The sequence below is a fragment of the Shewanella sp. A32 genome, from assembly GCF_029167175.1.
GTDB lineage: Bacteria > Pseudomonadota > Gammaproteobacteria > Enterobacterales > Shewanellaceae > Shewanella > Shewanella yunxiaonensis.
The window spans coordinates 86,931-105,050 of record NZ_JARFTS010000005.1 but is presented as its reverse complement, the minus strand read 5'-3'; the positions used below and the strand labels follow the sequence as shown (position 1 = coordinate 105,050).

Sequence of the window (18,120 nt, the reverse complement as noted above, 5' to 3'; positions counted from 1 at the left end):
GCAGTATTCACTGCCTCTGTGTTATTAACGTTCCTTTTGGCGAACACCGTTATTGCTGTGTGTTCTCGATGAATTCTGAAAAGATCGAGACGGCTGTTCCTGGTGTTCTAGCCGATTAACCGGTTGACTTCGCTGCTGGGTCTGCGATTTGATTTCAGCCCTTGGTTGTTGCGCCCTTGTTGGCGTTACCGATTTGGTCGGCGCTATTTGCCGTTGTGGTTGCGCCTGATTGTGCTGGCGCTTGGCATTGTTACCGACAAAGTTAACGGTAGATGGCTGTTGTGGCTTAGCAATGCGATTGTTATTGCGCTGCTCCACTGCCAAGTTATTGCGATCGCGGTTTTGTTGCGTCCGAATCGCTGGTCTTTCTTTGTTAGTATTTAATGGCTTGTGTTCCGCTTTAGGACTTTCAGCTTTATGCGGTACACCTGTCTGCCCGGTAACTTTATTGCCATTGTGCTGGTAGTCTTGCGTGCGTTTCACTCCTTTATCCGTTGAGTGCTGCGGGCGATTTTGCAAAGAGTGCTGAACCTGCTCAAAACGGTTATTGTCGCGATCACGCCGATAGGCTGGCTCATATCGCTGCTGCAGGGGTTCATGCTGGTAACGCACACCTCGACGGTGTTCTGGACGATGAACCCAACGCTGGCCGCCACTGCTAATGGAAGTACGGTGCGGCACATACCGGTAGTGATTATGACCATAATCTACCCATACACTGCGCTCATGCCAGCGGAAGGTGCTGAAGAAAAAGTTGAACGAGATCCGAATACCCCCGTTATACCAGTAGAACAGGGTATGTGGAGCGATGACATAACCCGGAAATGGATCCCAGTAAAAGGGAGGGTAAGCGCTCCAGCGCCAAGTACCATAGATAATCCGAGGATCGTAATAGGGCACCCAAATGACTTGAGGATCGGCCGGAACGATAATAATGCGGTCGTTTTCCCGTGATGCCTGGATTTGCGCTACGTTTTTTAGATTGTCGGCATCATAGGCGGCCTGACGCAAATCCTGGATGCTATCCATCACCCGACCTTCATCGGCGACGAATGCTTCACCTAAATCAGAGGTCCAATTCAGATCCTGACTCATTTTGTTCAGAATATTGGGAAATGCCAACAACGCAACAACGCTGGGATCCCAGCCCTGCTTTGCCCCTTCAGTTGTCAGGCGATTATTACTCCAGTCGCTATGTTGTGTGCGCCAGCGTTGGGCTTCAACAACTTCAAGTGGATAGCTGCTGGCAATGAGCACATGGGTTAATAGGGTGTCTGGATACAAGGCGATAGGTGCCAACATTTGAGCTAACTGCGCATCACTATAGTATTTGCTGTTAACTTCCTCGGCACTCATCGCGCTATTGCTGTAGCCAACGACGGTGATTGCCAACATGAGTGGCAATGCTAAACGCGTTATGATGCGTTTTGCATATTGGCTGAGAGTGTTCATATCTGCCTCCGCTTTCAAGCCCGGAATGGCGAGTCCGCCATACTTTTCCGTTGTTGTGTTACAGCTTATAAAACACAAGATGAACATAAGCTGAAAGCCAATTTAGGTTATACCTCTGCCTGTCGATAATGTGGGAGGGTGACGCTAAACCGTGCTCCACCAAGGGTGGGTGAGGTGTCTATCTGCCAGCTACCCTGATAACTGTGCAGTAAATCTTTTACTATCGCCAATCCGATACCATGTCCTTGTTTATAAGTATCGGCGCGAACGCCACGTTGAAAAATCCGTTCACGTTGTTGGGCATCGACCCCTGAACCATCATCCTCGACCAGCAGCCTTAAACATTGCTTATCACTGACGATCGATACCGTTAGCTGATTTTTTGCCGCTTTAAAAGCATTATCGAGCAGATTTCCGAGGATCTCACTAAAATCAGCCTCGTCACCAAAAAATAGTGCCTCGTCGTCTGTGTGAAGATTTACCTGCAAGGACTTCTGCTGATGAATTTTCTTGAGCGTTCGCAATAATTTTTCTGCCAAAGGCGCCACATTCACACTCCGATACCAGGCGGAATTGCCTGCCGCCTGTGCGCGTTTGAGCTGGTGGCTGATATTGGTATTGATATTATTGATTGGCTCCTGTGCTTCTGCTGGCAATGATTTGATACTACTGAGGACTGCTAGCGGTGTCTTCAGACTATGGGCCAAATCAGATAAGGCGTTGCGATAACGTTGACGTTGATTTAACTCATTACTGATTAATGTGTTGAGTTGTTTAGCTACTTGCTCCAACTCAAGCGGGTAATGGCTGCCAAGACGTTGCTGTTTTCCCTGTTGTACGGCCAGCAGTTCGCTGCGAAAGCGCGCAAGTGGTTTTAGGGTCCACCATAACCAGCCGCCTTGGATCAACAGTAATGCCAGCATCAGTAATGCCAGCCAGCGCCAAAGTTGATGCCGGAACTCTTGTTGTGTCGCTTCAAAACTGTTGGTGGATTTCAATATGTGCACACAGAATGGAAGATCGCTCCCACCGGGAGAGGCAGATGCAAAACTCGCACTGAAACTCAAAATAAAATGAGGCTTGCCATTTAACATGATTTCACCAAACTGGCTTTCACCTAATGGCGGGGTAGGAAGATTATCCGGCAAGGAAAAGCCAATAAAAGATTGCGAGTGCCACAGAACATCATCCTGATCATTGTCGGTAATGATGGCGTAGAGTCCGGATTGATCCACATTAAACTGACTGTCTTGCAGCAGCTGTGGCAATTCAAGCTTTCCCTGCTGTACTTCGGTAAGTGCCAGAATGCCGTAGAGTGTCGCACTGAGTTCATCTTTTACAGCATCGGTCATCTGCACACGAAAGGCATCGGCCAGCGTGACGCCAATGAGCGGCAACAACACCAGATTTAACAACACAGCGCTGGCGATTAGTCTTGCTTTAAGGGAGCCTGTCAGCCATTGCCAATGTTGATGTTCGGACTTGGTGTCAGTCATTCCTTGACCTTATCGCCGACGCTATTCATTCGATATCCTTGACCCCGCAGCGTTTCTATCAAACCCAGTGCATTATCCGGATCGAGCTTACGACGCAAACGGCGAATGAAAACCTCTATGACGTTTGAATCCAAATCAAAATCCTGGTCATAAAGATGTTCAATCAATACCGTTTTAGACTGCACCGCGCCTTGATGTAACATCAGGTATTCCAATAGCCGATATTCCGAAGCACTCAGGTTAATCAGTTGATTGCTCAAACGTACTTCAGCGGCGCTGGTATTGATTGTGAGCGGGCCATTTTCTAATACAGGACTGGCTTTCCCCGCAGCTCGGCGAATGAGCGCTTTTACTCGTGCTAACAATTCTTGTGGGTGAAAGGGCTTGGTAAGGTAATCATCGGCACCGGCATCGAGTCCTTCGACTTTATCTTGCCAAGTGTCTCTAGCGGTAAGGATGAGAACTGGATAATCCCGTTGCTGTTGTCGCATCGCTTCAATCAGTTGGATACCATTGAGCTTGGGTAAACCCACATCGATGATAGCCGCATCATAGGGATATTCGCTGGCAAGAAATAAACCTTCCTCACCATCGGTGGCGCAATCGACACCAAAATTAGCCTCTTCCAGATGCTGTTTAAGATTGGCTTGCAGCGACACATCGTCTTCCACTAATAGCAAGCGCATAAACTCCTCCCTGTCAGTTATCGATGCGGCCGCTGGCGGCATTGACCGAAACATAAATGATACGGCCGTTTTCGGTCAGTAATTTCACTCGATACCCCGGATCTCCGTTCATCCTGGTTGACTCGACTTTTAATACTTTTCCGCCATAACGACTTTTCACTATTTGTGCCGCCTGATTATTACTACGAACCACAAGCTGATTTTGTGGTTTTCCCTGGCGGTTGTTATTGGGCTGTTTGGCGTGCAGAACTGGACTGGATAACGACAATCCAAGCAGCAATATCAGGCTGCCTAATAGCTTGATCTCTTTTGGATTGTTGCGTTTACTCAAACTCATATGATGGTCCCGTCTGAATCAATATGACCAGTTTAAAAGATCCTGTGCAGTGTGCAAACTTATGCTGTTGCTAAAATTTGTACAGCGAACTTGCGTTTTATTATCCGTGTTGAAGATGAACACTGGCTGACTGTTGTCATTCATGTTGTGTTCATCAAGCAATCGTTTTAATGATACCCAACAATTGTGTCATAAGAGGCCAACCTAATGACTAAAGTGAATGTAATTACCTCCATGGCGTTATTGCTGATATGGGCTGGAAGCAGTTATGCGGCGACCACCAAATCCGTTGATTACAAAGCGGTTGAGTCAGCTGATGAAGCGCAATTACGCGAAGAGGCTGTGAGTCAGTTACAACAGGCAACCGAGACCAACATTTTAGTACAGACCCGCGAGCAGATTATTGCGGCTAAAGTCGCTGACAATAACAGCGGCAGTAAATCAGCCCAAAAAATATCCTCGTTCAGTGCTCATAATTATTACCACGAATTTAGCTTTTATGATGTTGCGACCTATCTTTTAGCTGATGATAACTATGATGGCTTTTACCATAGTTTTTCTTTAGATATTGATGCGGATGTCTATGGTGCGGATGTTACTGAAAGCGTCCCGGTATATGCAGAGTTATATCTCAGCAGAAATGGCGGTGACTGGATGCATTTTTATACCACGGACGTATTTTATCTGCAGGGAGATAGTTCATACGACAGCTATCAAGTCACAACTTCATTGGAAACTGGCTATCCGACAGATCACTATGATGTGCTGATTGACCTCTATGAAGTGGGGTACAGTGATATAGTCGCTACTGTAAGCAGCTATGATCTGAATAGTCTCTATGCGTTGCCGCTGCAAAGTCGTGACCGGGATAATTACAATAATAATGGCGGGACATTTGTGACCGTTAATGCCGGGAGTATGTCTGCTGCGGGAGTAATTGTATTGGGGGTGCTTGCCTGGAGACGACGTTAATTGCAAACTAAAAGGCCTGACGATGTCAGGCCTTGGTTCATGAATTATCAGAGATATTTACTGAGAAACTCATCCAGCGCTTTAAATGTCGCCGTTCTACCAGTGGGGTCGTCTAAATAATGGGTGGTATCTTTAAGCTCAATATATTTAATATCAATTTTACGACGAGCCTTATCATAAAAATCAGAGGATTGGTGGTAGTTAACCTGAGTATCCTTGGTGCCATGAATTAATAGGATAGGCGCTTTAATTTCATCTATATGATTTATCGCTGATACATCTCCAAGTGCCGCTAAGGCATCTCGGCTTTCCTCTTTGATGATATTACCTACATAAACCTTCATTTTTTTCTCATGGGCGATATCGGCTTCTAAATCACTAATACCTGCGATACTGACGTAGCATTTATAACGATCTGGTTGTTGAAATGCTTCAGTTAAGGCGACATAGCCCCCATAGCTCGCACCTACCATACAGGCTTGGTTTTTCGATACTGGAAAGTTTGATACCACGTAGTCCATGGCATCGTCTACATCCCGCTGCATCCGTTTGCCCCATTCATAATATCCGGCAGTTTGATAAGCATTACCAAACCCTTCTGAACCACGAAAGTTTACTTGCAACACGGCATATCCTTTAGCCGCAAAAACTGCACAAATGGATCAAAATATTTATAGTCCCGGGAATGTGGTCCTCCATGGGGAAACACAACTAAAGGTGGCTTTTCAATATTAGCAGGTATTGTCAGATAGCCGTTTAGCTCCATGCCATCACTGGCCTTAAATTTGATGTTTTGTGGCACCGCAAGAGCTTCATGGTTTAACAGTGGGTATTTAGATAGCCAGGCCCCGGCCTTTTTAGTACGTAAATCCACATAAAAGTAAGTAGGTAGCTTTGAGGTGGACTCTGCCTCAATAATGAAACGCTGTTTATCGCGAGAGCTAGTGACTATTGAACTTTCCATCCCCGCTAACAGCTTTTTGGCGAGCATTGTTTGTTTAGCATCTGCATCAGAAAAATAATGTTGGCGTAAGTAGTCATCATAATAAAATACACCGGCTAATTCGCCTTCATTGTTAATTAGTGCTCCACGTAAATCATATTGGGGATTGCTATATACTTCCCGTTCAAATTTATTATTGGGAATATCATACAACCACAAAGACTCCCTATTGTTGATGCGATCACTTAATACATAGGCCTTACTACCATCATCATTCAAGCCCATGACATCAAACGTTTCTGATTTTCCAATAATTACCGTATGCAGTGCTTTCATTGGTTCACCATCTGCATTTCGATACCAAGTGGTGAATTTATGTTCGTCAGTGGATTTATCTTTTTCCCATTGCAGCCCAAGCCGCACCACACCGTGATTATCGGCATACCAGCTATCAATTTCATAATTGTTAACAATAATTTTATCAAAATCACTGTCCGCCAGATTAACTTTATAGACACTTATGCCTTTATCCAACTCATCATATGCAGATACCAGAATATGTTCTGGGTCATTCTTTAAAGCTGAGACAAGATTAAAGTTGACGTACTTATAGTAACTTTTTTAGGAGAAACGCTTATCCGTAAGTTCTCTGGTTTCTTTGGTTTCTAAATCAATACGATATAAACGGTTGATACGAAAGTAATCGCCAGTACTGTATTCTGGATAACTTAGCGCGACTATCAGATAGCGATTACCTGACCAGACAACATATTCGATGCGGTCTCTAGCCTTTTTTAGTTGAACTAGTGGGGTAAATTCCACGGATGGAAAATCCATTAATACCACTTGAGGCCCATTGGGTGTGTTATATATTGCAGCGAGTTTATTGCCATCTGGAGAAAGGCTGAGGTTTTCCATAATAGGCAATGATGCATATTTTTCATATAACTCCTGCCCATGAGTTGCAGAAGATATTATTAATAGCAGAAAGCAAAACGATAAAAGTAAAGAACGCATGTATGAAGCTCCTTTTCAGCGCTCGGGGGAAAACTGACAAAATACCAGAGATGGTTACATATTTGTAACGTTGTAATGTTTTTTTTGTAACAGTTTAAATGCGGATTATTTTACGGCTTGTAAGATCACAAACTTTTGATTGCTGGCAACCGTAGTAGAGTTGCCAAAAAGGCGCTTGAGTTTGACGTGATAGCCTAAATGGCGATTGCCGACGATTTGTAATAATCCTCCGGCTCGTAAACGTTGTTTAGCATCGACAAACATCTGCCAGGCGATGTGATCGGTAATCGCTTCCCCCTGATGAAACGGGGGATTACAGAGGATTAGGTCTGTCTCAATGTCCGCTGGCAGATTCGTCAGACAGTCATCCCAGTAAAAATGACCTTTTTCGGCGGCTAAATTATTCAATTGCCAGTTCTGCTGCGCTGAAGCAATTGCTTGTGCAGAGTCATCAACAAAATGAATGTGCGCCTGTGGAAACAACTGTGCTGCTCGTAACCCCAATATGCCATTGCCACAACCAAGATCGATAACCTGTTGGAAATTTCCCTGTGGCATGTGTTGCAGCATCAGACGAGCCCCTATATCCAATTTGTTGGCCGCAAAAACATTGCTCAAATTAGAAAGTTGCAGTTTATATTCCGGCACCGGCCAGCACTGTGGGGCAATTTCTGGTCGCAATTTACCATCAGCAACTGCCGTAATAACACGCGTTTTCTTCCAGGCCAGACTGGCACTTGCAGGGCCAAAACACTGGGCGATGAGTTGCAGCAGCGGTGGATTGATGGATTTTGCTTTGGCACCGATAAACAGCTCACTTCCCGCAGGTAACACTCTGGACAGTTGTGTGAGTTGCCAGGCGAAATAATTGAGGTTTTTCGGTAATTTCATCAAGGTCAATTGCTTGCTATCGATTTTTTCAGGCGCTTCTACCAGCCACTGAATATCCGCAGTCGGCAGGCAATTTTGACTGAGATTCTGGGCCGCACCGTAGTGGGATGTGGCTGCATCGGAAATCCACAGACAGCGTAAATCTGATTGTCTGGATTTTAATGCGCACAACAGTGCACCAAAATTATCATTTAGCATCATGACTGATGCCGGTAGGGCTCGCTCATCCAGCATATGTAACAGGTGTTCGTCAGCAGCATCCCATGCTTGCAGGTTGGTCTGCTGATTAGTGGGATAGCGTTGTAGTTCCAGTACCTGGTTTGCAAATGAGAACTGAGCCATTATAAACGTTGATTCACCGAAAAATTGTCGCGAATTATCGCAGAAGCCTCTGTGAATAGCGACTTCCTTATATGGAATCGACAGCTATGGCGAAAATACCCCAGCAATCAGAGATGTTGTTCGATGGTGCTGGTGAGCGGCAGCGGGAGACTTTCAATGCCCCCCCGATGTTGTTGGTGCGGGGCTACCTTAGTCAGGCACAACAGCAAATTTTATGGCAAGAAGCGCTCATGTACCCATTACAAAAGCCCGTGGTAGAGGTTTTCGGGAAACCGCATCCGATCCCTAGAACTCAGGTTTGGTTTGGTGATCTAGGATGTGACTATCTGTATTCCGGTATGATGGTGAGAGCACTTGCTTGGCCAAAGTATTGTCAACGTTTACGGCTGATGTTACAGCGTGATTTCCAGTTTCAGAGCAATGGTGTGCTGGTAAACCGATATGCGGATGGGCGTGACTGTATGGGCTGGCACAGTGATGATGAGCCAGAGCTGCAACCGGGGAGCGATATTGCTTCAGTAACAATTGGTGCCGCCCGAGATTTTGATATTCGTTCCCGGCAAACACATGAGAAAATACGGTTACAGTTGGAAGGTGGCGATTTGCTTATAATGCGTTGGCCAATGCAGCAGCAATGGCAACATGCCTTACCTAAGCGCTTAAAATTACAAGAGCCGCGCATTAACTTCACCTTTCGTCAGTTAATTCCGTACTTTCACAGTCAGTGAATCAGTCATTATTCTTTGTAGATTGATCTTTGTATCCTGAGCAAGTAACCTGCCGCCATTCAAGGAGTCATTGGGAATTACTTATGTCAGTTGCAGATACTATCCAGCAGAAATTGCAGGCTGAACTCAAGCCTGAACACATTGAAGTACTCAATGAAAGTCATAATCATCATGTGCCTCCTAATTCAGAAACCCATTTTAAGGTCGTGCTGGTGAGCTCCACCTTTAAGGGGCTACGATTACTAGCTAGGCACCGTAAAGTGAATGAAATTCTGGCGTATGAATTAGCCAATGGGGTGCATGCCCTGTCTATGCATACCTACACCCCTGACGAGTGGCAAGCATTAGCGGAAGTCCCTTCATCGCCAAAATGTCGTGGCTGAGACTGGACCAATTACCTCAACCATCGCACTAATGCGGTGGTCAAAGAATTAACAAGGGAGGCATTATGCCGTTGTTAGATAGTTTTACCGTAGATCATACCCGGATGCATGCGCCAGCCGTGCGGGTCGCTAAACAAATGACCACACCTAAAGGTGATGAGATAACCGTGTTTGATTTACGCTTCTGTGTTCCGAATAAAACCATTCTCAGTGAACGTGGTATCCATACCCTGGAACATCTGTTTGCGGGTTTTATGCGTGATCATTTAAATGGTAATGGCGTAGAAATCATTGATATTTCGCCTATGGGATGCCGAACCGGTTTTTACATGAGCTTAATCGGAACGCCTGACGAGCAACGTGTCGCCGATGCTTGGTTGGCAGCAATGCAGGATGTATTACAGGTTAAAGATCAGCACGCAATCCCAGAATTGAATGAATATCAGTGTGGTACATATACCATGCATTCATTAGAACAAGCACAGCAGATTGCACGAGATGTTATTGCTGCCGGTGTTAGTATCAATCACAACGACGAGCTGAAACTGAGTGATGAAATTTTGCATCAACTGTAACTGCTATTAGTTTCGTCTTACTTTTTAGAAACGACATGAATGCCAATTCATGTCGTTTTTTTATGCAAGAAATGCCATCACTTACTAAAGTTTAATAGCAATGGTAATACCAATTGCACTATGGTGTACGGTATTGTTAAGTCATTGCTGATTTGCTTCTGCTGATGCAAGTGTGATGACTGAGAATTTTGTTGATCATTAATTGTGATCAAACGCAAAGTTATTTTTTCTCTACACTAGAAGTCACAAAAATAATTCTTTTTAAAAGAAGGATGTAGTTCATTAATGCAGCATTGGCAGGTTGTTGCATTATGTTGTCAATAAAATGATAAAAATTTGTTGGTTAAATTGTTGATCATGGGATGATTGTGGGCACAAAAATACTACAATTTTCGTGGCTATAGCATTTCAATTGGGTTAGAATGCCTGCCGAACAACGTGATTGCGATCGCATTTCTGAGAAAAATCTGCGCTAACTCAATGCTTGGCATATTGGTTGTGTGATGCCCTGGATTGGCAGGAACGCGGCGCATTGTCTTTCCTTCAACCGTAGTGCATGTGGATATGATTACAATCAAGAAAGGATTGGACTTACCTCTTGCAGGTAAACCAAAGCAAGTTATCCATGATGGCCCAGCCATTAAACACGTTGCTACATTGGGTGAAGAGTATATTGGCTTACGTCCAACGATGAAAATCAAAGTGGGCGATAAAGTAGCGAAGGGCCAGGTTCTTTTTGAAGATAAAAGGAACCCCGGCGTAAAATATACCGCTTTTGCCAGTGGCACTGTTGTAGACATCAACCGCGGCGCCCGACGAGTTTTGCAGTCGGTCGTGATTGAAGTAGAAGGGAGTGAATCCGTCTCTTTTGCCAAATACGAACCTGCAACGCTCAACACTATCGCTGCCTCTGACGTCCGAAAAAACCTGATTGACTCAGGGTTATGGACGGCATTTCGTACTCGACCTTTCAGTAAAGTCCCGGCCGTAGAATCTTCTGCTGCTGCCATATTTGTTACTGCTATCGATACACAGCCACTGGCTGCTGACCCTCAGGTAATTATTGCTGAACATAAAGATGATTTTGTGAATGGCCTGAAAGTAATTTCTCGGCTTTCTGACAAGGTTTTCTTATGTAAAGCGCCTGGAGTAGATATCCCTGCGGCCGACACTCAGGTGGAAGAGTTTGCCGGTCCTCATCCGGCAGGATTACCTGGCACGCACATCCATTTCCTGATGCCAGCATCTTCAAAGCGTACCGTATGGCATATAGGCTATCAGGACGTTATTGCCATCGGTCAGTTGTTTACTACTGGTGAGCTTAACTGTCAGCGCGTAATCGCCATCGGCGGACCAAAAGCAAAATCTCCACGGCTAGTTCGTACTTTATTGGGGGCAAGTACTGACGAGTTGTTGGCGAACGAAAAAGCTGATGGTCAGGTGCGGGTGATTTCCGGGTCTGTGCTGTATGGGGAAACCGCAACCGGGCCACATGCTTATCTCGGTCGGTATTCTTTACAGATCTCTCTAGTTGAAGAAGGTACTGAGAAAGAGTTCTTCGGCTGGGTGATGCCTGGTGCTGACAAGTTCTCTATCACTCGTGCTTTCCTGGGTCATTTAACACCTTCTCGTTTATTCAATATGACCACCAGTACAGGCGGTTCTGAACGCGCGATGGTGCCTATCGGTAACTACGAACGGGTCATGCCACTGGATATTCTGCCAACTATGTTGTTGCGGGATTTGGTGTCTGGCGACACCGACAGTGCTGTGGCATTGGGTGCGCTGGAATTGGATGAAGAAGACCTGGCGCTCTGTACATTCGTTTGTCCCGGTAAGTATGACTATGGCTCCTATCTTCGAGACTGCCTGGAGACCATTGAGAGGGAAGGCCTATGAGCTTGAAAGATTTTCTTGAGCGTATTGAACCGCAGTTTGAAAAGGGCGGGAAATACGAAAAGCTGTATGCGCTTTATGAGGCTGCAGCGACCATTTTATACACTCCGGGTAAAGTAAACACAGGGCGAACCCATGTGCGTGATAACCTGGACCTGAAACGGATGATGATTACTGTCTGGGCCTGTACTTTCCCGGCAATGTTTGTGGGCATGTACAATATTGGTCTGCAAGCGCAGTTGGCGTTGGTTGCAGGTCATGGTACTCCTGATGTTTGGCAAGTGGGTTTGTTTCATCTGTTCGGTGCTGAGTTAACCGCGAATGCCGGTTGGGCCACTTTGATGTGGTACGGTGCGTGTTTCTTTCTGCCTATCTATGCTGTCACCTTTGCTATCGGTGGTATTTGGGAAGTGTTATTTGCCACTGTGCGTGGGCACGAAGTTAATGAAGGTTTCTTTGTAACTTCCATCCTGTTCGCACTGATCCTGCCACCGACAATTCCATTGTGGATGGTTGCCTTAGGGATCACCTTTGGTGTCGTAGTTGCCAAAGAAGTCTTTGGTGGCACCGGGCGTAACTTCCTCAACCCGGCATTGGCAGGACGTGCATTTTTGTTCTTTGCTTATCCGCTCAATATGTCCGGCGACACTACCTGGGTAGTCGCAGATGGGTATTCTGGCGCAACCGCGCTGAGTCAAGCTGCTGCAGGGAAATTGAGTTATGCCTTTGACCAGAGTTGGTGGAATGCTTTCCTTGGTTTTATTCCAGGCTCTACCGGTGAAGTTTCGACGTTAGCAATTCTCATTGGTGGATTGATCATCATCTACACTCGCATCGCATCATGGCGCATTGTTGGTGGTGTGATGGTCGGAATGATCGCTGTATCGCTGCTGCTGAATGCTGTTGGTTCCAACACCAATCCTATGTTTGCCATGCCTTGGTATTGGCATTTAGTGTTGGGTGGCTTTGCCTTCGGGATGATGTTTATGGCAACGGATCCAGTGTCTGCATCCTTTACCAACAAAGCTAAATGGGCTTACGGTATTTTGATTGGTGCAATGGTGGTATTTATCAGGGTAATCAACCCAGCCTTCCCAGAAGGGATGATGCTGGCAATTCTGTTTGCCAACCTGTTCGCACCGTTGTTTGACCATTTTGTGGTACAGGCAAATATTAAGCGGAGGATTGCTCGTGGCTAAGAATAAAGATTCATTTGCCAGTACTCTGTTTATCGTTGTCGGTTTGTGTCTGATCTGCTCCATATTTGTATCGACCGCGGCCGTTTTGCTGAAGCCGACCCAACAGGAAAACAAGTTGCTGGATAAGCAAAAATACATTCTTGAAGCTGCCGGTCTGATAGACCCTCAGGCAAAGCTGAACAAGAAAGAGATCCTGAACACATATAAAAAATACGTACAAGCCAAAGTGGTAGATCTGAAAACTGGCGATATGGTGCCCGGCGTTGACGGTGATACCTATGATCAGAAAAAAGCATCTCGCGACCCATCGACCTCGTTTGTGCCGGAACACGATATCGCATCTGTTAAGCGGGTTGCTGACAATGCGGTCGTTTATCTGGTGCATGATGAAGCCGGAAAACTTGTTACGGTAATCATGCCTGTGCATGGCTACGGCTTGTGGTCAACCATGTATGCCTTCCTGGCAGTAAAACCTGATATGAACACGGTGCAGAATCTGGTTTATTACGATCAGGGGGAAACTCCGGGACTTGGCGGTGAAGTGCAGAATCCGAAGTGGAAAGCGAAGTGGGACGGCAAAAAGCTGTTTGACGAAAATGGCAATATCGCGATTAAAGTGACCAAGAATCCTGCAGTGGCAGCATCAGAATATGGTGTCGATGCTCTGTCTGGCGCGACATTGACTAGTAACGGCGTACAACACACTTTGACGTTCTGGTTGGGTAATGAAGGTTTCGCCCACTTCATTGAAAAAGCACGCAATGGAGGACTGAGCTAATGGCTGATACCAAAGAACTGAGACAGGTTCTGACCGGACCTATTCTCAATAATAACCCAATTGCGCTGCAAGTCTTGGGTGTCTGTAGTGCCTTGGCAGTAACCAGTAAACTGGAAACAGCATTGGTGATGGCGCTTGCGCTTACTGCAGTAACCGCGTTTTCTAACTTGTTTATCTCGTTGATTCGTAACCATATCCCTAGCAGTGTTCGTATTATTGTGCAGATGACGATTATCGCTTCGCTGGTAATCGTGGTTGACCAGTTACTGCAAGCTTATGCCTACAACGTGTCTAAACAGTTGTCGGTGTTTGTGGGGTTGATCATCACCAACTGTATCGTAATGGGACGCGCTGAAGCATACGCCATGAAGTCACCACCATTGATGAGTTTTATGGATGGTATCGGTAATGGTCTGGGCTATGGCGCAGTGCTGATGACCGTCGGTTTCTTCCGTGAACTGTTTGGCAGTGGCTCCTTGTTCGGGGTGCAGATCCTGCAGAAAATTTCTGATGGTGGCTGGTACCAGCCCAATGGTCTGCTGTTGTTACCCCCCAGTGCCTTCTTCCTGATAGGTATGCTGATTTGGGTAATTCGTACTAAGAAACCCGAACAGGTTGAAGCGAAAGGATAAGCATCATGGAACACTATTTAAGTTTATTGATCCGTTCGATTTTTATCGAAAACATGGCGCTGTCTTTCTTCCTGGGGATGTGTACATTCCTGGCAGTGTCTAAAAAAGTCAAAACCGCCATGGGGTTGGGTATCGCAGTTGTGCTGGTGATGACAATTTCAGTGCCAGCTAACCAGATCATCTATCAAGGTCTGTTAGCTCCGGGGGCATTGGCATGGGCTGGTTTCCCCGACGCTGACCTGAGCTTTCTGAAGTTCATCACCTTTATCGGGGTGATTGCTGCTTTAGTTCAGATACTGGAAATGGCATTGGATAAGTACTTTCCACCACTGTACAACGCATTGGGTATCTTCTTGCCGCTGATTACGGTGAACTGTGCGATTTTCGGCGCGGTGTCCTTCATGGTAGAACGTGATTACACACTGGGTGAAAGTACGATATTTGGTTTCGGTTCAGGAATGGGCTGGGCATTGGCCATTGTGTTGATGGCTGGTATCCGTGAAAAACTCAAATATGCGGATGTGCCTGCAGGACTGCGTGGTTTGGGAATTACCTTCCTTACCGCTGGCCTGATGGCATTGGGTTTCATGTCGTTCTCTGGTGTGTCGCTTTGATGCGGCCAGTGGCTTCCTGAATTGGACCTTCTAAGGATAAGTTAATGGATATTCTTGGTATTTTTAAGTCCACTCCACTTGAGGTTTACCTCGGTGTGAGTATGTTCACCGCCATTGTACTGGTGTTGGTATTGGTGATTTTATTCGCCAAGTCCAAACTAGTGTCCAGCGGTGATATAACAATTTCAATCAATGGCGATCCTGATAAGGCCATTAAAACCTCGGCTGGTGGTAAGTTGCTGGGCGTGCTGGCGGATAATGGGATCTTTGTGTCATCTGCCTGTGGTGGCGGTGGCTCATGTGGTCAGTGCCGGGTGATTGTCAAATCCGGCGGCGGCGATATTTTGCCTACCGAACTGAGCCATATTAATAAAGGTGAAGCGCGTGAAGGTTGTCGCCTGTCATGTCAGGTGAACGTTAAGAACGATATGGAAATCGAACTGGACGAAGCCATTTTTGGTATCAAAAAATGGGAATGTACAGTCATTTCTAATGACAACAAAGCGACCTTTATTAAAGAATTGAAGCTGGCTATTCCTGACGGCGAATCGGTACCATTCCGTGCTGGTGGTTATATCCAGATTGAGGCTCCAGCTCATCACGTATACTACAAGGATTACGACATTCCTGAGAAGTATCGTAAGGACTGGGATCATTTCGGGTTCTTCAAACTCGAGTCTAAGGTTGATGAGCCTGTAATACGTGCTTACTCAATGGCGAACTATCCAGAAGAGTTCGGCATCATCATGCTTAACGTTCGTATCGCAACACCTCCACCACGTAATTTGAGCTTGCCGTGCGGTAAGATGTCATCTTACATCTGGAGTCTCAAAGCGGGTGACAAAGTCACAATATCGGGTCCTTTTGGTGAATTTTTCGCGAAAGATACCGATGCTGAGATGGTGTTTATCGGCGGTGGTGCTGGTATGGCACCAATGCGTTCTCATATTTTTGACCAGCTGAAGCGTATAAAAACTAAGCGTAAGATGAGTTTCTGGTATGGCGCCCGTTCTAAGCGTGAAATGTTCTATGTTGAAGATTTCGATATGCTGGCCAAAGAAAACGATAACTTTAATTGGTACGTCGCGCTCTCTGATCCGCAGCCTGAAGATGATTGGAACGGGTACACCGGCTTTATTCATAATGTGCTGTACGAAAATTACCTGAAGAGCCATGAAGCGCCGGAAGACTGTGAGTTCTATATGTGTGGACCTCCAGTAATGAACGCCGCTGTTATTGCGATGCTGAAAGACCTAGGCGTCGAAGATGATAACATCCTTCTGGATGACTTCGGTGGCTAATGTAACTATCTGGCACAGCGTTCGCTGTGCCATTTTTTTACCTTGTTGAGGTTAATTCTGTTGATGAGTTTGCTAGCGGACAGCAGTCTGTGGCTAGCAGGACAATCACTGAAAAGATGAATTGCTTTAAGGTATAATACGGATATCAGTTATTAAGATATCCGAGAGCAAGAGGAATCATGATGAGTACATTCATAGCCGCTTTTCTGTTTTTGCTGGTGTTTTTTCTGCTGATGTCTATCGGTTATCTGATCAAGCGCAAAGCCGTTCAGGGAAGCTGTGGTGGACTTGGTGTTTTAGGCATTGAAAAGGCTTGTGATTGCGATGAGCCATGTGATCGTCGAAAAGCTAAAGATGCCAAAGAGAAAGCCAGGCAGGAGCGACTTGCTCAACACCGTATTATCTAATTGTCATTGATAATAAAAAAACGGCGCTAAGCCGTTTTTTTTATCAGTATTTTCCGTAATTTCCATCCATCCACTTATAATTTAGATTGATAATAGTAATCATTTTTTTTATTAAATAACTGAAATTAAGAGGTAATTTGATATTTTTAATATCTGAGGTTAGGCTTTAAACATTGATATAGATCAAATTGTCGCTATCAAGGAATTATGCCATGAAAGGTCAACCGAATATTGTTATGCAGCTCAACAAGGTGCTGACATGTGAGCTCACCGCGATCAACCAGTACTTTCTTCACGCCAGGATGTTTAAAAACTGGGGCCTCGAAGGACTGAATCATCGCAGCTACAAGAAATCGATTCAGGATATGAAGCATGCGGATAAGTTGATAGAAAGAGTGCTATTTCTTGAAGGCTTACCGAATCTACAGCAACTGGATAAATTGAGGATTGGTGAACACAGTGAAGAGATGCTGTCTTGTGACAAGTTGATGCTTGAAGAGCAGCTGCAATTACTGCGAGACTCTATTGTCATATGTGAAACTGAACAGGATTACGTTAGCCGTGATTTGCTTGAAGATATTCTTGAGGATGAAGAAGAGCATCTCGATTGGCTAGAGTCCCAATTTGAGCTAATCCGGATCACAGGTATTCAAAATTACCTTCAATCTCAAATGAGCGAAGCATAAGGAGTTGCATATGAAAGGACATCCGCAAATTCTTGCCATGCTGAATAAGCAATTGACTGGCGAACTCTCTTCGATGGATCAGTATTTTGTTCATGCACACATGTACGAAGACTGGGGATTGACTGAGCTCTATGAACGAATAAACCATGAGTCACTGGATGAACGAGGACATGCAGCAAAGCTTATCTCTCGTATTTTGTTTCTTGAAGGTAAGCCTGACATAGAAAGCCGGGAAGCATTAACTATTGGCAGCAACGTAGAAGAGATGCTTCACAACGATTTGCAATATGAATACAAAGTTGCGGACTCCTTGCGTCAGGGCATCGCCTTATGTGAGCAACTCAATGATTATCAGACGAGGGAAATTCTCGAGGTATTACTGGAAGATACCGAAGCTGATCATATGTACTGGTTGGAAAAACAGTTAGGCTTGATTAAGAAAATTGGACTACAAAATTACCTGCAGTCAAAGATGTAATTTATGTAATGATAATATTAGTTATCGTTTACACTATTAGAGGATAATTTACGTAAGCGTTCAGTGCATATTCAGTGTGATCTGATTATTATTTAATCAGTAACAAAAGGAAACGCTTATGAACGAAATATCCAGTAACCTGCATTTGGCAACGCGGACTTCCCCGCGCAAACGCCCAGAGGTCTTGCCAGATAAAGTGGTTGTCAAAAAGACAACCACTTGTGACAATCCGCAACAACCTCTTGTTAGTAAAGAAGAACTCGCCTACATATTTTCGCTGTTTCGCTAATCATCATTGAATTTGCCC

At 45.3% G+C, this 18,120-nt stretch carries 22 protein-coding genes; 14 read left to right on the top strand and 8 right to left on the bottom strand.

Translation table 11 applies throughout. The annotated features are described in order from the left end of the window. Positions 1-24: 24 nt before the first annotated feature. The 4 genes from PY479_RS05920 to PY479_RS05905 form a co-directional block, all read right to left on the bottom strand. Complete coding sequence (locus PY479_RS05920; protein ID WP_275483183.1) at positions 25-1,452, bottom strand: DUF3300 domain-containing protein; 1,428 nt, start codon at positions 1,450-1,452, stop codon at positions 25-27. A 107-nt stretch (positions 1,453-1,559) separates the two neighbouring features. Continuing rightward, complete coding sequence (locus PY479_RS05915) at positions 1,560-2,948, bottom strand: ATP-binding protein (protein WP_275483182.1); 1,389 nt, start codon at positions 2,946-2,948, stop codon at positions 1,560-1,562. Beyond that, on the bottom strand, positions 2,945-3,634 hold the full coding sequence (locus PY479_RS05910; protein ID WP_212594057.1) for a response regulator transcription factor: 690 nt from the start codon (positions 3,632-3,634) through the stop codon (positions 2,945-2,947). Before PY479_RS05910 ends, PY479_RS05915 begins: the two co-directional genes overlap by 4 nt. A 13-nt stretch (positions 3,635-3,647) precedes the next feature. Continuing rightward, entirely contained in the window at positions 3,648-3,971 is a 324-nt protein-coding gene (locus tag PY479_RS05905) for a PepSY domain-containing protein (RefSeq protein WP_275483181.1), read from the bottom strand. Between the two features lie 207 nt (positions 3,972-4,178). Here PY479_RS05905 and PY479_RS05900 point away from each other — a divergent pair, with 207 nt between their 5' ends. Beyond that, positions 4,179-4,943 carry a choice-of-anchor H family protein gene (locus PY479_RS05900; protein WP_275483180.1) on the top strand — a complete coding sequence of 255 codons (765 nt, stop codon included), beginning with the start codon at positions 4,179-4,181 and terminating at the stop codon, positions 4,941-4,943. A 47-nt stretch (positions 4,944-4,990) separates the two neighbouring features. Here the strand turns inward: PY479_RS05900 and PY479_RS05895 are convergent, their stop codons facing one another. From PY479_RS05895 to PY479_RS05880, 4 genes are all read right to left on the bottom strand, one after another. Further along, positions 4,991-5,569 carry a prolyl oligopeptidase family serine peptidase gene (locus PY479_RS05895; RefSeq protein ID WP_275483179.1) on the bottom strand — a complete coding sequence of 193 codons (579 nt, stop codon included), beginning with the start codon at positions 5,567-5,569 and terminating at the stop codon, positions 4,991-4,993. Continuing rightward, positions 5,557-6,420 (bottom strand): hypothetical protein, encoded by an 864-nt coding sequence (locus PY479_RS05890; RefSeq protein WP_275483178.1) that lies wholly within the window; start codon positions 6,418-6,420, stop codon positions 5,557-5,559. The genes PY479_RS05895 and PY479_RS05890 overlap by 13 nt, the downstream gene beginning before the upstream one ends. An 87-nt stretch (positions 6,421-6,507) precedes the next feature. Further along, positions 6,508-6,903 carry a hypothetical protein gene (locus tag PY479_RS05885; RefSeq protein ID WP_275483177.1) on the bottom strand — a complete coding sequence of 132 codons (396 nt, stop codon included), beginning with the start codon at positions 6,901-6,903 and terminating at the stop codon, positions 6,508-6,510. 105 nt (positions 6,904-7,008) lie between these two features. Then, positions 7,009-8,139, bottom strand: coding sequence for a methyltransferase (locus tag PY479_RS05880; protein ID WP_275483242.1), 1,131 nt, complete (start codon positions 8,137-8,139; stop codon positions 7,009-7,011). A gap of 110 nt (positions 8,140-8,249) precedes the next feature. Here PY479_RS05880 and PY479_RS05875 point away from each other — a divergent pair, with 110 nt between their 5' ends. The 13 genes from PY479_RS05875 (at position 8,250) to PY479_RS05815 (ending at position 18,102) form a co-directional block, all read left to right on the top strand. Beyond that, complete coding sequence (locus PY479_RS05875) at positions 8,250-8,864, top strand: alpha-ketoglutarate-dependent dioxygenase AlkB (RefSeq protein WP_275483241.1); 615 nt, start codon at positions 8,250-8,252, stop codon at positions 8,862-8,864. Positions 8,865-8,947: 83 nt separating this feature from the next. Then, on the top strand, positions 8,948-9,247 hold the full coding sequence (locus tag PY479_RS05870) for a BolA/IbaG family iron-sulfur metabolism protein (protein WP_275483176.1): 300 nt from the start codon (positions 8,948-8,950) through the stop codon (positions 9,245-9,247). Positions 9,248-9,312: 65 nt separating this feature from the next. Next, positions 9,313-9,822, top strand: a complete 510-nt coding sequence (gene luxS, locus PY479_RS05865; RefSeq protein WP_212594052.1) for an S-ribosylhomocysteine lyase — start codon at positions 9,313-9,315, stop codon at positions 9,820-9,822. A gap of 564 nt (positions 9,823-10,386) precedes the next feature. Then, complete coding sequence (locus PY479_RS05860; protein WP_275483175.1) at positions 10,387-11,721, top strand: Na(+)-translocating NADH-quinone reductase subunit A; 1,335 nt, start codon at positions 10,387-10,389, stop codon at positions 11,719-11,721. Then, positions 11,718-12,917 (top strand): NADH:ubiquinone reductase (Na(+)-transporting) subunit B, encoded by a 1,200-nt coding sequence (locus PY479_RS05855; RefSeq protein ID WP_212594050.1) that lies wholly within the window; start codon positions 11,718-11,720, stop codon positions 12,915-12,917. Before PY479_RS05860 ends, PY479_RS05855 begins: the two co-directional genes overlap by 4 nt. Further along, positions 12,910-13,695 carry a Na(+)-translocating NADH-quinone reductase subunit C gene (locus tag PY479_RS05850; protein ID WP_275483174.1) on the top strand — a complete coding sequence of 262 codons (786 nt, stop codon included), beginning with the start codon at positions 12,910-12,912 and terminating at the stop codon, positions 13,693-13,695. Before PY479_RS05855 ends, PY479_RS05850 begins: the two co-directional genes overlap by 8 nt. Then, positions 13,695-14,327: an NADH:ubiquinone reductase (Na(+)-transporting) subunit D gene (locus PY479_RS05845; protein ID WP_212594048.1), complete on the top strand. Its 633-nt coding sequence runs from the start codon at positions 13,695-13,697 to the stop codon at positions 14,325-14,327. The genes PY479_RS05850 and PY479_RS05845 overlap by 1 nt, the downstream gene beginning before the upstream one ends. 5 nt (positions 14,328-14,332) lie before the next feature. Further along, entirely contained in the window at positions 14,333-14,941 is a 609-nt protein-coding gene (gene nqrE, locus PY479_RS05840; RefSeq protein ID WP_275483173.1) for an NADH:ubiquinone reductase (Na(+)-transporting) subunit E, read from the top strand. Between the two features lie 44 nt (positions 14,942-14,985). Next, positions 14,986-16,242 (top strand): NADH:ubiquinone reductase (Na(+)-transporting) subunit F, encoded by a 1,257-nt coding sequence (gene nqrF, locus PY479_RS05835; RefSeq protein WP_212594046.1) that lies wholly within the window; start codon positions 14,986-14,988, stop codon positions 16,240-16,242. Between the two features lie 182 nt (positions 16,243-16,424). After that, entirely contained in the window at positions 16,425-16,649 is a 225-nt protein-coding gene (nqrM, locus tag PY479_RS05830; protein ID WP_212596643.1) for a (Na+)-NQR maturation NqrM, read from the top strand. 212 nt (positions 16,650-16,861) lie between these two features. After that, entirely contained in the window at positions 16,862-17,335 is a 474-nt protein-coding gene (gene bfr, locus PY479_RS05825; RefSeq protein ID WP_212594045.1) for a bacterioferritin, read from the top strand. Positions 17,336-17,345: 10 nt separating this feature from the next. Continuing rightward, positions 17,346-17,813 carry a bacterioferritin gene (gene bfr / locus PY479_RS05820; RefSeq protein ID WP_275483172.1) on the top strand — a complete coding sequence of 156 codons (468 nt, stop codon included), beginning with the start codon at positions 17,346-17,348 and terminating at the stop codon, positions 17,811-17,813. Between the two features lie 118 nt (positions 17,814-17,931). Beyond that, positions 17,932-18,102: a hypothetical protein gene (locus PY479_RS05815; protein WP_275483171.1), complete on the top strand. Its 171-nt coding sequence runs from the start codon at positions 17,932-17,934 to the stop codon at positions 18,100-18,102. The last annotated feature ends 18 nt before the right edge of the window (positions 18,103-18,120 follow it).